The following is a 12,961-nucleotide window of genomic DNA, read 5'->3' on the forward strand; positions in this document are numbered from 1 at the left end:
GTGGCGGTCGGCGGCAGCGCCGCGGCGGCGTTCGGGCCGGCGGTGCGGCGGCGGGGCCGCCTGAGCCGGCGAACACGGCATACGATCACGGCCTATACGCTGCTGCTGCCGGCGATCCTCTACTTCGCCGTCTACTTCTTCTATCCGATCGCGCTGGAATTCTGGGCCAGCCTGCAAAGCGGCCAGCCGCTGATCGGCGACAGCCGCTTCGCCGGCCTCGCCAACTACGCCACGGCGCTCGGGGACGGGCGGGTCCGGCAATCCGTCGTCGTGACCCTGGCCTTCTCGGTCGGCGTCACCGTTGCGAGCATCGCCATCGGCCTCGGCCTGGCGCTGCTGCTGAACCGGCCGCTGCCCGGGTTGGCCCTGTTCCGGGCGGTCATCTTCTTCCCCTATATCATCTCCTTCGTGATCGTCGCGCTGATGTGGCAGGCGATCCTCGACCCCTACACCGGCATCCTGAACGGGATCCTCGCCGGGCTCGGCCTGCCGACGCAGAACTGGCTGGCCGAGCCGGCGACCGCGCTGCCGACCCTGATCGCCATCGCGGTCTGGAAGGATGTCGGCTACGCCATGCTGATCTATCTCGCGGCGCTGCAGTCGATCCCGTCCGACTTCCACGACGCCGCCGCGATCGACGGCGCCACGCCCGGCCAGCGGTTCCGGTATGTCACCTGGCCGCTGCTGACGCCGACGACGCTGTTCATCGCCGTGGTCAGCATGATCGCCCAGCTGCAGGAGTTGGCGCCGGCCTATCTGATCACCAAGGGCGGCCCGGCGGAGGCGACCCGGCTGTTCAGCCTGCACGTCTTCGAGGCCGCCTTCTACGAGCTCAACATCGGCTACGCCTCGGCGCTGGCCTTCCTGATGTTCCTGCTGATCCTGGCGGTCACCTTCGTCCAGTTCCGCCTGCTGAACCGGGATGTCAGCTATTGAGCGCCGCCGCGACCACCCGGGCCGGGACGGCCGTTACCTACCTCTTGCTGCTGCTGGCGGCGGCGCTGTGCGTCTTCCCGTTCCTGTACATGCTGTCGCTGTCGCTGCAGAGCGATGCCGACATCTTCAGCGGCCTGCCGATCCTGGTGCCGGAGGCGCTGCAGTTCACCAACTATGTCGACATCTGGCAGAAGGCGCCCTTCGCCCGCTTCGTGCTGAACAGCGTCATCGTCGCCGGCGGGATCACGCTGCTGCACCTGATCTTCGACCCGCTCGCCGGCTACGTCTTCGCCAAGCTGGAGTTCCCGGGCAAGCGCGTGCTGTTCGTCGCGGTGCTGTCGACGCTGATGATCCCGTTCTTCATCCGCATGATCCCGCTCTATGTGCTGACTGCGCGGATGGGCTGGCTCGACACCTATCAGGGGCTGATCGTGCCCTTCGCCATGAGCGCCTATGGCATCTTCCTGATGCGCCAGTTCATCCGCCCGATCCCGAGCGAGCTGATCGACGCAGCGCGCATCGACGGCTGCTCGGAGATCGGCATCTACTGGCGGATCGTACTGCCGCAGGTGAAGCCCGCGCTGGCCACCCTGGCGCTGCTGACCTTCGTGTTCCAATGGAACGAGTTCCTGTGGCCGCTGGTGGTGGTGAGCAGCACGGAGATGCGGCCGATCACGACGGGGCTGACGCTGTTCAACCAGGAATTCTTCACCCAGTGGAACATGACGGCGACGGGCGGGGTGATCCTGTTCGTCCCGAGCCTGGTCCTGTTCCTGTTCACCCAGCGCACCTTCGTCCGCAGCGTCATGCTGGCGGGCATGAAGTGACGGAGCCCGCATGAGCCGCCCGAACGTCATCGTCTTCTTCACCGACCAGCAGCGCTGGGACACCGTCGGCGCCCATGGCAACCCGCTGGACCTGACGCCGAATTTCGACCGGCTGGCCCGGACCGGCACCTTCGTCGCCAACTCCTTCACCTGCCAGCCGGTCTGCGGGCCGGCCCGTTCGGTGTTCCAGACCGGGCGCTATGCGACGGAGACCGGCTGCTACCGCAACGACATCCCGCTGCCGAAGGACGAGACGACGCTGGCGCACCATTTCGACGCCGCCGGCTACGACACCGCCTATATCGGCAAATGGCATCTCGGCTCGGCCGAGCCGGTGGCGCCGGGGGAGCGCGGCGGCTATCGCCACTGGCTGGCCTCCAACATCTTGGAGTTCACCTCCGGCCCGTTCGACACGGTGGTGCACGATAATCACGGCCGGCCGGTGCGGCTGCCGGGCTATCGCGTCGACGCGCTGACCGATGCGGCGATCCGCTATGTCGCGACGCCGCGGGACGACCCGTTCTTCCTGTTCCTGTCCTTCCTCGAGCCGCACCACCAGAACCAGACCGACAACTACCCGGCGCCGCTGGGCTATGAGGAACGGATCCGCCGCAAGCTCGCCGTTCCCGGCGACCTCGCCGCCCTCGGCGGCTCCACGGCGGCGCATCTGCCCGGTTATCTCGGCATGGTCGCCCGCCTGGACGAGGCGTTCGGCCGGCTGGTCGAGGCCCTCTACAGCCTCGGACGGCTGGAGGACACGATCATCCTCTTCACCTCGGACCATGGCTGCCACTTCAAGACCCGCAACAACGAGTACAAACGCTCCTGCCACGAGGCGTCGATCCGGGTGCCGACGCTGCTGCACGGGCCGGGCTTCGAGGATGTCGGCGCCTTCGACGGGCTCGTCAGCCTGGTCGACCTGGCGCCGACCCTGCTCGACGCGGCGGGACTCGCGATCCCGGAAACGATGCAGGGGCGCCCGCTCCTCCGCACGATCCGGGGCGGGGAAGCGCCGCGTGAAGACATCTTCGTCCAGATCAGCGAGCACCATGTCGGCCGCGCCCTGCGCACCCGCCGCTGGAAATACGAGGTCGAGGCGCCGGACGGGGATGGCTGGAACGACCCGGCGAGCGACCTCTACGCCGAGGCGCGGCTGTACGATCTCGATGAGGATCCGAACGAGCTGCGCAACCTCGTCGCCTCGCCCGCCCATGCCGAAACGCGGGCGGCGCTGCGCAGCCGTCTCCTGGCCCTGATCGAGGAGGCCGGCGAGACGCGGCCCGAGATCCTTCCCGTCGAAAGCAGAAATTGGCATGAAGGGCTGGTGAGCGAGGGCTGATCCCGCTCCGGATCGCCGAGGGCATGGACGACAGCAGTTCCGAACGGAAGCGGGCACCGACCATGGCCGACGTCGCCCGTCGCGCCGGGGTCTCGACCGCCGCCGTCTCCTATTTCCTGAGCGGCGACAGCAGGCGGCTGAGATTCGTCGGGCAGGAGGCGCGCCAGCGCATCCTCGACGCGGTGCGCGAGCTGAACTATGTCCAGAACCGCACCGCCCGCCAGCTCCGGCGGCGCCAGGCGGAACGCATCGCCCTCCTTCTGCCGCGGCTCGGCGTGCCGTTCAGCGATCGCATCGCGCAGGAGATCCAGTCGGCGGCGGCGACCAGCGGCTTCTCCACCATCATCGCGGCCGGCGACACGCCGGAGCGGATGGACCGGATCGTGCGCGAGATCGAGAGCGGCCTGGCCGACGGCGTCATCGCCGACTGGCAGCACCTGTCCGAGGCCGAGGTGGTGCAGTTCGCCGACCGTCTCGCCGCCGCCGGGCGGCCGGCCGTGGTCTTCCATCCGTCGGTCGAGCCGGCGGGCTTCTCCGTGGTCCGCCAGCACACCGCCGAGGCGGTCGGGGTGGCGCTCGACCATTTGTACGAGGCCGGCCACCGCCGCATCGCCTATATGCAGCACGACAAGGCGGCGGAGGGCAGCCGGCTGGCCGCCTATCGCCGCTTCCTCGCCGCGCGGGGGCTGCCGCCGGAGCCCGAACTCCTGGTCGGCGGCGCCGAGGCGCGCAAGGCCGCCTTCGCCAATGCCAGGGCACTGGCGCTCCTGCCGCAGCCGCCGACGGCGCTGTTTGCCGAATCCGACCTCGCCGCCGTCACCGCCATCCACGCCTTCGAAGAGATCGGGCTCGCCATCCCCGGCGACATCGCGGTGATCGGCTGCGGCGCCATCGAGGAGGGCGAGTTCGGCCATCCGGCGCTGACCACGATCGGACCCGAAACCACCCGCTACGACCGCCTCGCCGACCATCTGATCGGCCTCGTCAACGGCCGCGAGGGCGAGGCGCCGACGATCTTCGACGTGCCCTGGCGCCTGATCCGCCGCGCCTCCGCCTGAGCGGCCGGCACTGCCGGGATCGGACGATGCGGTTGACTCCGGGCTTCATCGTCCGCTAAGTGGTCTTACCACGGTAAGAACACCATGACCGACCTCATCAAGCTCACCCGCGATCCCGACGACGCCCCCGGCGGCTACGCCAAGGTCTTCGCCTTCCTGCGCGAGCAGCTGCTGTCCGGCGCCTTGAAGACCGGCGACCGGCTGCTGCCGGAGCGCGACCTGTCGGCGCTGCTGGGCGTGGGCCGGCCGGTGCTGCGCGAGGCGCTGCGGGCGCTGGCGATGCTGGGCGCGGTCGAGATCCGGCACGGCGTCGGCACCATCGTGCGCCAGCCCGACGCCTCGACCCTGGGCGAGTTCTTCACCTTCGCCCTGGCGCAGCAGTCCGACGCCATCGACGATGTGATGGAGGCGCGGATTGCGATCGAGTGCCAGGCGGTGCGCCTGGCCTGCCGCCGCGCCACCCTGGCGGATTTCGAGCGCATCCGGGCGGCCCTGCAGCGGATCGAGGCCACGATCGACGACCCGGTGGCGGGCGGCGAGGCCGATTTCGACTTCCACAACGGCATCGTCCAGGCCGCCCGGTCCGAGACCCTGCGCAGCGTCTACGCCGCGATCTCCGACCTGGTGCACCGGTCGCATCGCGGGCGGCGCGAGCTGATCCTGAAGGTACCCGGCATCCGGTCCTTCCTGATCGACCACCACCACCGGATCTTCGAGGCGCTGGTGGCGCGCGACGTGCAGCGCTCGGACGAGCTGCTGCGCCGCCATTTCGAGATCGGCGACGAGTACCGCCGCAAGGCCTTCGAGACCACGCCCAGGCCGCAAGGCTGACGGTCCACCCGACAAGGAGACCCGTGTTGAAGATCGTGATCGGCTGCGACCATGCCGGCTTTCCCCTGAAGCGAGAGATCGCCGACTTCGTCGCGGGCCTCGGCCATGCGGTGACGGATGTGGGCAGCCACACCCCCGACCCGGTCGACTTTCCGGACATCGCCCGGGCGGTCTGCGCTGCCGTCACCAGTGGCACGGCCGATCGCGGCCTGATGATCTGCGGCACCGGCGTCGGCGCCGCCATCGCCGCCAACAAGATCCGCGGCATCCGAGCCGCCGTCTGCCACGATTTCCATTCGGCGCATCAGGCGGTCGAGCATGACGACGTCAACGTCATGTGCGTCGGCGCCCAGATCGTCGGCCCGTGGCTGGCGCGCGACCTCGTCGCCGCCTATCTCGCCGCCGAATTCGAACCCAGCGAGGACTTCACGCGCCGGGTCGAGAAGCTGGCGCAGCTGGAGCGGGAGGGCTGAGCCATGGCGGAGCCCAAGCACACCGTGCCCCGTCACACGGTCGGCTTCATCGGCCTCGGCACCATGGGCCGCGAGATGGCGGCCAACCTGCTGCGCGCCGGCCATGCGGTGCGCGCCCATGATGTGGTGCCGGCGGCGGTCGACGCCCTGGCGGCGCAGGGCGCCATCCCCGCCGCCAGCGTGGCCGAGGCGGCCGACGGCGCCGACATCGTCGTCACCATGCTGCCCGACACGCCGCAGGTGGAGGAGGTCGTGTACGACCCCGGCGGCCTCCTGGAGGCACCGCCGCGCGGCCGGCTGATGGTCGACATGAGCACGATCTCGCCCCAGGCGGTGCGGCGGATGCACACCGACCTCGCCGCCGCCGGCATCGACCTGCTGGACGCGCCGGTCTCCGGCGGGCCGCAGGGCGCCCGCGCGGCCACCCTGACGATCATGGCCGGCGGCGCCCGGCCCGCCTTCGACCGCGCCTTGCCGGTGCTGCGCGGCATGGGCACCACCATCACCCATGTCGGCGACAGCGGCGCCGGCCAGACGGTGAAGCTGTGCAACCAGCTGATCTGCGGCATCAACCTGCAGGCGATCTGCGAGGCGCTGGCGCTGGGCCGTGCCTGCGGCGTCGACCTGGAGCAGATGCGCGAGGTGCTGCTCGGCGGCTCCGCCGCCTCCTGGATGCTGGATCGGCTCGGCCCTGCGATGATCTCCGGCGACGCTGGCGCCGGCTTCCGCATCGACCTGATGCTGAAGGATCTGCGCCTGGTGCAGGAGCTGGCCTATGGCAAGTCGGTGCCCCTGCCCGCCACGGCGCTGGTCACCAGCCAGTATCTCGACGCCCGGGCCCATGGCGAGGGCGGCAACGGCAACCAGGCCCTGTTCCGCGTCTATGACCGCATGAGCGGACAGGCCCCCTCCCCCAGTGGCGGATAGAGGAGCAAGCGATGGGCGTGTCCCTCGATTTCTCCGTCGTGCTCGAGCGCTGGCCGATGTTCCTGGACGGCGCCTGGCTGACCATCCGCCTGGCCCTGGCCTCGACCGTTCTGGGCTTCGCGCTCGGCACGCTGTGCGCGGTCGGCCGGCGCGGCCGGTCGGCCTGGCTGTCGCGGCTGTGCGGTGTCTATGTCGAGGCGATCCGGAACACGCCCTTCCTGGTGCAGATCTTCGTCGTCTATTTCGGCCTGTCCAGCCTGGGCCTGTCGCTGCCGGCCGTCACCGTCGCGGTGATCGCGCTGACCATCAATGTCGGCGCCTACACCGCCGAGATCATGCGCGCTGGCTTCGATTCCATCCACAAGGGCCAGATCGAGGCCGGGGAATGCCTGGGCCTGTCGCGGGTGCAGGTCTACTGGCACGTGGTGCTGCGCCCGGCGATGGAGCGGGTCTATCCCGCTTTGACCAGCCAGTTCGTGCTGCTGATGCTGGCCTCCTCCGTCGTCTCGCAGATCTCGGCCGAGGAGCTGACGGCGGTCGCCAACTTCATCCAGTCCGACACCTACCGCGCCTTCGAGACCTACATCGTCGTTGCGCTGCTCTACATCGCCCTCTCGCTCCTCATGCGGGCCGGCTTCTGGGGGCTGGGCCTGATGCTGTTCCCGCGCCGCCGCCGGCTCGGCACGCCGCTCTGACCCGCGAGGACGCCATGCAGACCGGACTGAACCTCAACCATCTCGACTTCCTGCTGCAGGGCGCGCTGTGGACCCTGGTGCTGTCGCTGATGGCGCTTGTCGGCGGCGGCGTGGTCGGCTTCGGCGTCGCCCTCGGCCGCATCGCGCCGAGCCGCCTGCTGCGCGTCGTGGTCGGCGGCTACGTCCAGCTGATCCAGGGCACGCCGCTCTTGGTGCTGCTGTTCCTGACCTATTTCGGCCTGCCGACGCTGGGGCTCGAGGTGCCGCCGCTGCTGGCCGCCGGCGTGTCGCTGACGATCTATGTCAGCGCCTATCTCGGCGAGATCTGGCGCGGCTGCCTGGAGGCGGTGCCGAAGCCGCAATGGGAGGCGGCGGAGTGCCTGGCGCTGAGCCGTACCCAGCGCCTGTTCAAGGTGATCCTGCCGCAGGCCGTGCGCCTGGCCACGCCGCCGACGGTCGGCTTCATGGTGCAGATCATCAAGAACACATCGCTGGCTTCGGTGGTCGGCTTCGTCGAGCTCGCCCGGGCCGGGCAGATCGTCAACAACTCCATCTTCCAGCCCTTCGCGATCTACATGGTGATTGCCGTCCTCTACTTCGCCATGTGCTACCCGGTCTCGGCTCTGAGCCGCAGGCTGGAGCGCCGGACGGGCCATGTGCCGCGGCTGAAGCCGGCCCTCGCCTGACCGGGCCTCAAAAAGACATCTGGGAGAGAACGCGATGACCGCGATGGTGACGCTGCAGGACGTGCGCAAGAGCTTCGGCGAGCTGACCGTGCTCGACGGCGTGTCCTTCGCCGTCGACAAGGGCCAGGTCACGGCCCTGATCGGCCGCAGCGGGTCGGGCAAGAGCACGGCGCTGCGCTGCATCGACCGGCTGGAGACGATCGACGGCGGCGAGATCACGGTCTGCGACCACAAGGTCAGCGACCCGGAGATCGACCTGCGCCGGCTGCGGCTGGACGTCGGTATCGTGTTCCAGAGCTACAACCTGTTCCCGCACCTGACCATCGAGCAGAACATCACCCTGGCCCCGGTCTCGGTGAAGAAGGTGCCGCGGGCCGAGGCCCGGGCGCTGGCCCGCGGCGTGCTGGACCAGGTCGGCCTCGGCGAGAAGGCCGATGCCTATCCCGAGCAGTTGTCGGGCGGCCAGCAGCAGCGCGCCGCCATCGCCCGGTCGCTGGCGATGCAGCCCAAGGTGATGCTGTTCGACGAGGTCACCTCGGCCCTCGACCCCGAGCTGAAGGGCGAGGTGCTGAAGGTGATGGAGGACCTGGCCGCGCGCGGCATGACGATGATCATGGTCACCCACGAGATGGGCTTCGCTCGCCGGGTGGCGGACCGGATCGTCTTCATGCATCGCGGCCGGGTGCACGAGCAGGGGCCGGCCGAGATCCTGGCCACCCCCGAAACCCCGGAGCTGCAGCAGTTCGTCGCCAACGAGCTCTGAGCCCGGCCGTCCAACCAGAACACAGACATGGAGGAGACGCAGATGCAGCCGTCAATCCGTTGGGGCCGGGCGATCGCCCTGGCCTTTGCCCTGAGCCTCGGCGCCGTGAGCGCCCGGGCGGACCTGCTGGACGACATCATGGCCGCCAAGAAGATCCGGATCGCGACGGACCTGGCCATCCCGCCCTCGGGCATGATCGACGACCAGATGAAGCCCACCGGCTCCGACGTCGAGACCGCGCAGCTGCTGGCGAAGGATTGGGGGCTGGAGCTGGAGTTCGTGCAGACCACGGGCGCCACCCGCATCCCGAACGTGCAGACCGGCAAGGCCGACATCATCATCTCGACCCTGTCGGTGACGCCGGAGCGGGCGAAGGTGATCGACTTCTCCAAGCCCTATGCCGCGCTGCAATCGGTGATCGGCGCCCCGGCGGACGCGCCGATCAAGGACTGGGCGGATCTGCAGGGCAAGGCGGTGACCGTCACCCGCGGCACCACCCAGGACACGGAGCTGACCAAGCTGGCGGCGGAGAAGGGCTTCCAGGTGGTGCGCTATGATGACGACGCGACCATGGTGACCGCCGCCGTCTCCGGCCAGGCCCAGATCGTCGCCACCTCGGCGACGCTGGTGAACCAGATCAAGGCGAAGGCGCCGGACCGCGCCTTCGAGCCGAAGTTCCTGATCCGCACCTTCGACCTTGCCATCGGCCTGCGCCAGGGCGAGCCGAAGCTGATGGAGAAGGTCAACGAGTGGGTGTCGACCAACCTGAAGAACCGGAAGCTGAGCGACATCTACCAGAAGTACCACGGCTCGCCCCTGCCGGAGGCGATGCCGCAGTAGACGCACTATAGTCCCCCCTCCCGCAGGGGGAGGGGGGACTCATTTTGCTTCGACTCCTTTGCCTCACCCCTCCCCCGGCTTCGGCAGGGACACCAAGCTCTCCACCGGCACCACCGGCAGCACGATCCGCGACGGGTGGTTGCGGTCGAGATGGATGCGGTTGGTCGCCACCCGCCTCAGCCGGCCGGTGCCCTCCGGCTCGCCGCTGTTCGGGTTGACGTCGTATTTCGGGAAGTTGCTGGAGGCGATGTCGAGCCGGATGCGGTGACCCGCCTTGAACAGGTTGGCCGTCGCGAAGGGCTCGATGGTGATCGCATAGACCCGCCCCAGCTCCAGCGGCGACGGGTTCTCCCAGCTGTCGCGATAGCGGCAGCGCAGGATGCCGTCGGTCAGGTTCAAGGCGAAGCCCTTGGGGTCGTCGGCGGTCGGCGGATGCACGTCGACCAGCTTGGCGGTGAAGTCCGTGTCCGGCGCGTCGGAGGAGACGAACAGCCGGACCTCGATCGGCCCGATCACCGCCATGTCCCGCTCCAGGGGCTCGGTCTCGAACACCACCACGTCGGGGCGGGACGACAGCGGCAGGCCGGGCCGCCGGCTGCCGAAGAAGCGGTCGCCTTCGGTCTGGTCGAAGCCGCCGCCCTCGAACACCGGCTGGCCGGAGGTCAGGGCGCCGCCGATGGTCGGCACCGGGTTCGTGGGGTCGGACTGGTAGGCGATCGACGCCTCCGCCGCCTGCGGCGCCGCCGGGTCCAGCCGGCCGTCGGCGTGCAGGTGGTAGTTGGTGAAGGCCGTGCCGGGCAGCGGCCAGTCCGGCGCCGCGATCCAGCGCCCGCCATGGTCCAGCCGGCCCTCTGCCGTGCGCCGGCCGCTGCCGCCGCCCATCAGGAACAGCCGCACCGCCGGTTCCGCCTCGGCGCCGTTGCCGACGCCCTTGAGCCAGCGGTCGAACCAGCGGCGGCGGAAATCGAGCCAGCTGGTGGTGACATTGCCGTCGATCGTCGCCGCCGGCCCGAACTCGGTGTCGCCGCTGAAGGTGGTGTTGCGGTTGCCGTGCAGCCATGGCCCCATGATCAGCTTCACCGGGGCGGAGCGGCCGCTGAGGGCGGCAAAATTCTCCATCGTGGTGCGGACATAGGCGTCGTACCAGCTGGACATCAGCACCATCGGTACGTCCGGGAAGCGGTCGTAATACCCCTCGGCATAGATGCCGAGCTGCTTCCAGTAGTCGCCGAAGGACCCGTTGGTCCATTGCTCGAACAGATAGGCCTCGTAATCCGGCACGGCCCGCACCGGCGAATGGCCGGGCCGCCAGGGCATGGCGGCGAACCAGGCGCGGATGTCCTCCACCTCCAGCGCCGCCAGCACCTTGGGGTCGGCCAGCGCCGCCGGGCTTTCCTTGGCCTGGTTGAAGGCCCAGGTCGCCTGCTTCAGCTCGAAGGCCCCGCCCTGGCGGATGCCGCAATGAAAGGCGCTCGAGAAGCCGCCGGAATCCACAACCATGCAGGCCAGGCCCGGCGGATTGAGGCAGGCCAGCGCGAACTGGGTGTGCGCGGCGTAGGACAGGCCCATGGTGCCGACCTTGCCGTTCGACCAGGGCTGGGCCGTGATCCATGCCACCGTGTCGAAACCGTCCGGCCCCTCGGAGGTGTATTTCGTGAACACCCCCTCCGAGCCGTGGCGGCCGCGGCAATCCTGGTAGACCACGGCATAGCCGGCGCGGACGAAATGCGCCGCCACCTGCGGCCGGGTCATCGGCCCGTCCATCCCGACCCCGATCTCGGAGCGCGACAGCTCGGTCTTGCCATAGGGCGTGCGCTCCAGGATCGCCGGCAGCGGGGCGTCGACGCCGATGCGGTGGCCGGCCGGCAGGTAGACATCGGTCGCCAGCCGCACGCCGTCGCGCAGCGTCACCATCCGGTCGCGCAGCACCTGGATCTCACTCACTTGGCCGCCTCCGCATAGGTGGCGAGGGTCCATTCGTTCTTGTTGGCGCGGTAGGTGATGCCGTTGCGTGCCGCCCAGTGCACGGTCGGGAAGTACAGCGGCACGATGCCGACATCGCCGAAGCCGACCCGTGCCGCCTGCTCCAGCAGCTGGTTGCGCCTGGCCTCGTCGAACTCCGCCAGCGCCTGCTTCAGCACCGCGTCGAACTCCGGGTTCGAGTAGCGGGCGCGGTTGAAGGCGCCTTTGCCGGCCTCCTTGTCATAGGTCGCCAGCACGTTGGTCAGGGCGTTGGCCGAGTTGCTGTTGCTGTTGCCGAAGCTGAAGATGAAGGCGCTGTATTCCTGCTTCGAGGCGGCGCCGGCATAGACGTTGTAGGGCTGGGTGACCACGCCGTTGATCTTCAGCCCGCCGCGCGCCAGCATCTGGCCGATCGCCTGGGCGATGTCGGCGTCGCCGGCGAAGCGATCGTTCGAGGAGTGCACCGTCAGCCCGAAGCCGTCGCCATAGCCGGAATCGGCCAGCAGCGCCTTGGCGCCGGCGGCATCGTAGGCCTCGGGCGTCACGTCGGCAGCATAGCCGCCCAGCCCTTCCGGCACGATCTGCCCGGCCGCCGTGCCGGAGCCGTTCAGCAGACGCTGGATGATCAGGTCGCGGTTGATCAGCTTGGAGACGGCGAGGCGCACCCGCTTGTCCTTCAGCGGGTTGGCCGCCAAAGGCTGGCCGTCCTTGCCGGTGACGAACGGGCTCTGGTCCCGCGCCGAATCCAGCGCCAGGTAGATCAGCCGGCCGGAGGTGGTGGAGTAGACCTTGGCCTTGCCGCTGCTCTCGACCGTGGCGACGTCGTTCGGCGGCACGCCGTCGATCAGGTCGACCGACCCGGACAAGAGCGCCGCCATCCGCGCCGCATCGTTCGAGATGAACTTGATGGTGACGTTCTCGAAGGCCGGCTTGTCGCCCCAGTAATGCGGGTTCGGCGCCAGCACCAGCCGGTCGCCCGGCACCCATTGCTTGAACACATAGGGCCCGGTGCCGATGGCGGCGGCACCGGAGTTGAAGTCGCTGGTCGCCTTCCCCTCGGAGGCCTTCTTCGAGACGATGTAGACGAGGCCGACCTGCTCGATGAATTGCGGTGTCGGCGCCTTGGTCTTGAAGCGGATGGTCAGCGGGTCGACCGCGGTCATCTCGGCGATGCTGCCGACCGCACCGGTGAAGGGGGCCGGGCTGTTCGGCACCGACTTGGCGCGGTCGAGCGAGAAGATCACGTCCTCCGCCGTAAGGTCCGAGCCGTCGCTGAACTTGACGCCGGGGCGCAGCTTGACCTCCCAGGTCGTCGGGTCGACCGAGGTCCAGGACAGGGCCAGCGCCGGCTGCACCTGCAGGTTCTCGTCGGTCTGCACCAGCCGGTCGAACATGTGCTGCGCGATCGACTGGTTGTTGCCGGTGCGCGAGAATTGCGGGTCGATGGCGGAGGGCTCGGTCGCCGTGCCGATGGTCAGGTCGGCGGCCTGGGCCGAAGCGAAACCGGTGCAGGCGAGCGCCAGAGCCAGTGCCGCGGTTTGAAGCAGCCGGCTGCAGGCGCCCGCGGGAGAAAATTGAGTCCCCCCTCCCCTCGCGGGAGGGGGGTAGGGGGAGGGGGTTTTCG

At 69.2% G+C, this 12,961-nt stretch carries 13 protein-coding genes; 11 read left to right on the forward strand and 2 right to left on the reverse strand.

The features are described 5' to 3' along the window. The 11 genes from AAHM41_RS23980 to AAHM41_RS24030 all read left to right on the forward strand — a co-directional run bounded on the left by AAHM41_RS23980 (nucleotide 1) and on the right by AAHM41_RS24030 (nucleotide 9,375). Nucleotides 1-936: a carbohydrate ABC transporter permease gene (locus AAHM41_RS23980; protein ID WP_342239109.1), complete on the forward strand. Its 936-nt coding sequence runs from the start codon at nucleotides 1-3 to the stop codon at nucleotides 934-936. Continuing rightward, nucleotides 933-1,763 (forward strand): carbohydrate ABC transporter permease, encoded by an 831-nt coding sequence (locus tag AAHM41_RS23985; protein WP_342239110.1) that lies wholly within the window; start codon nucleotides 933-935, stop codon nucleotides 1,761-1,763. Before AAHM41_RS23980 ends, AAHM41_RS23985 begins: the two co-directional genes overlap by 4 nt. A gap of 10 nt (nucleotides 1,764-1,773) precedes the next feature. Beyond that, entirely contained in the window at nucleotides 1,774-3,102 is a 1,329-nt protein-coding gene (locus tag AAHM41_RS23990) for a sulfatase-like hydrolase/transferase (RefSeq protein ID WP_342239111.1), read from the forward strand. A 23-nt stretch (nucleotides 3,103-3,125) separates the two neighbouring features. After that, nucleotides 3,126-4,160 carry a LacI family DNA-binding transcriptional regulator gene (locus AAHM41_RS23995; RefSeq protein ID WP_342239112.1) on the forward strand — a complete coding sequence of 345 codons (1,035 nt, stop codon included), beginning with the start codon at nucleotides 3,126-3,128 and terminating at the stop codon, nucleotides 4,158-4,160. Nucleotides 4,161-4,244: 84 nt separating this feature from the next. After that, on the forward strand, nucleotides 4,245-4,991 hold the full coding sequence (locus AAHM41_RS24000) for a FadR/GntR family transcriptional regulator (RefSeq protein ID WP_342239113.1): 747 nt from the start codon (nucleotides 4,245-4,247) through the stop codon (nucleotides 4,989-4,991). Between the two features lie 35 nt (nucleotides 4,992-5,026). Then, complete coding sequence (gene rpiB, locus AAHM41_RS24005; protein ID WP_342239121.1) at nucleotides 5,027-5,464, forward strand: ribose 5-phosphate isomerase B; 438 nt, start codon at nucleotides 5,027-5,029, stop codon at nucleotides 5,462-5,464. 3 nt (nucleotides 5,465-5,467) lie between these two features. Next, complete coding sequence (locus AAHM41_RS24010) at nucleotides 5,468-6,391, forward strand: NAD(P)-dependent oxidoreductase (RefSeq protein WP_342239114.1); 924 nt, start codon at nucleotides 5,468-5,470, stop codon at nucleotides 6,389-6,391. A gap of 11 nt (nucleotides 6,392-6,402) precedes the next feature. Next, nucleotides 6,403-7,086, forward strand: coding sequence for an amino acid ABC transporter permease (locus AAHM41_RS24015; RefSeq protein WP_342239115.1), 684 nt, complete (start codon nucleotides 6,403-6,405; stop codon nucleotides 7,084-7,086). Between the two features lie 14 nt (nucleotides 7,087-7,100). Continuing rightward, nucleotides 7,101-7,772: an amino acid ABC transporter permease gene (locus AAHM41_RS24020; protein ID WP_342239116.1), complete on the forward strand. Its 672-nt coding sequence runs from the start codon at nucleotides 7,101-7,103 to the stop codon at nucleotides 7,770-7,772. A gap of 34 nt (nucleotides 7,773-7,806) precedes the next feature. Continuing rightward, nucleotides 7,807-8,535, forward strand: coding sequence for an amino acid ABC transporter ATP-binding protein (locus AAHM41_RS24025; RefSeq protein WP_342239117.1), 729 nt, complete (start codon nucleotides 7,807-7,809; stop codon nucleotides 8,533-8,535). 42 nt (nucleotides 8,536-8,577) lie between these two features. After that, complete coding sequence (locus tag AAHM41_RS24030) at nucleotides 8,578-9,375, forward strand: transporter substrate-binding domain-containing protein (RefSeq protein ID WP_342239118.1); 798 nt, start codon at nucleotides 8,578-8,580, stop codon at nucleotides 9,373-9,375. A gap of 63 nt (nucleotides 9,376-9,438) precedes the next feature. Here AAHM41_RS24030 and AAHM41_RS24035 read toward each other — a convergent pair whose 3' ends face one another. Next, nucleotides 9,439-11,319, reverse strand: coding sequence for a CocE/NonD family hydrolase (locus tag AAHM41_RS24035; RefSeq protein WP_342239119.1), 1,881 nt, complete (start codon nucleotides 11,317-11,319; stop codon nucleotides 9,439-9,441). Next, a partial coding sequence (locus AAHM41_RS24040; protein WP_342239120.1) for an ABC transporter substrate-binding protein occupies nucleotides 11,316-12,961 on the reverse strand: 1,646 nt, incomplete at its 5' end. The genes AAHM41_RS24035 and AAHM41_RS24040, both read right to left, overlap by 4 nt.

It is taken from the genome of Inquilinus sp. OTU3971, from assembly GCF_038440215.1.

Excerpts from the sequence above, each read along its gene's own strand:
- AAHM41_RS24030 (WP_342239118.1), top strand. The coding sequence starts at position 8,578 with ATGCAGCCGTCAATCCGTTGGGGCCGGGCGATCGCCCTGGCCTTTGCC.
- AAHM41_RS24015 (WP_342239115.1), top strand. The coding sequence starts at position 6,403 with ATGGGCGTGTCCCTCGATTTCTCCGTCGTGCTCGAGCGCTGGCCGATG.
- AAHM41_RS24010 (WP_342239114.1), top strand. The coding sequence starts at position 5,468 with ATGGCGGAGCCCAAGCACACCGTGCCCCGTCACACGGTCGGCTTCATC.
- AAHM41_RS24025 (WP_342239117.1), top strand. The coding sequence starts at position 7,807 with ATGACCGCGATGGTGACGCTGCAGGACGTGCGCAAGAGCTTCGGCGAG.
- AAHM41_RS23995 (WP_342239112.1), top strand. The coding sequence starts at position 3,126 with ATGGACGACAGCAGTTCCGAACGGAAGCGGGCACCGACCATGGCCGAC.
- AAHM41_RS23990 (WP_342239111.1), top strand. The coding sequence starts at position 1,774 with ATGAGCCGCCCGAACGTCATCGTCTTCTTCACCGACCAGCAGCGCTGG.
- AAHM41_RS24000 (WP_342239113.1), top strand. The coding sequence starts at position 4,245 with ATGACCGACCTCATCAAGCTCACCCGCGATCCCGACGACGCCCCCGGC.
- AAHM41_RS24020 (WP_342239116.1), top strand. The coding sequence starts at position 7,101 with ATGCAGACCGGACTGAACCTCAACCATCTCGACTTCCTGCTGCAGGGC.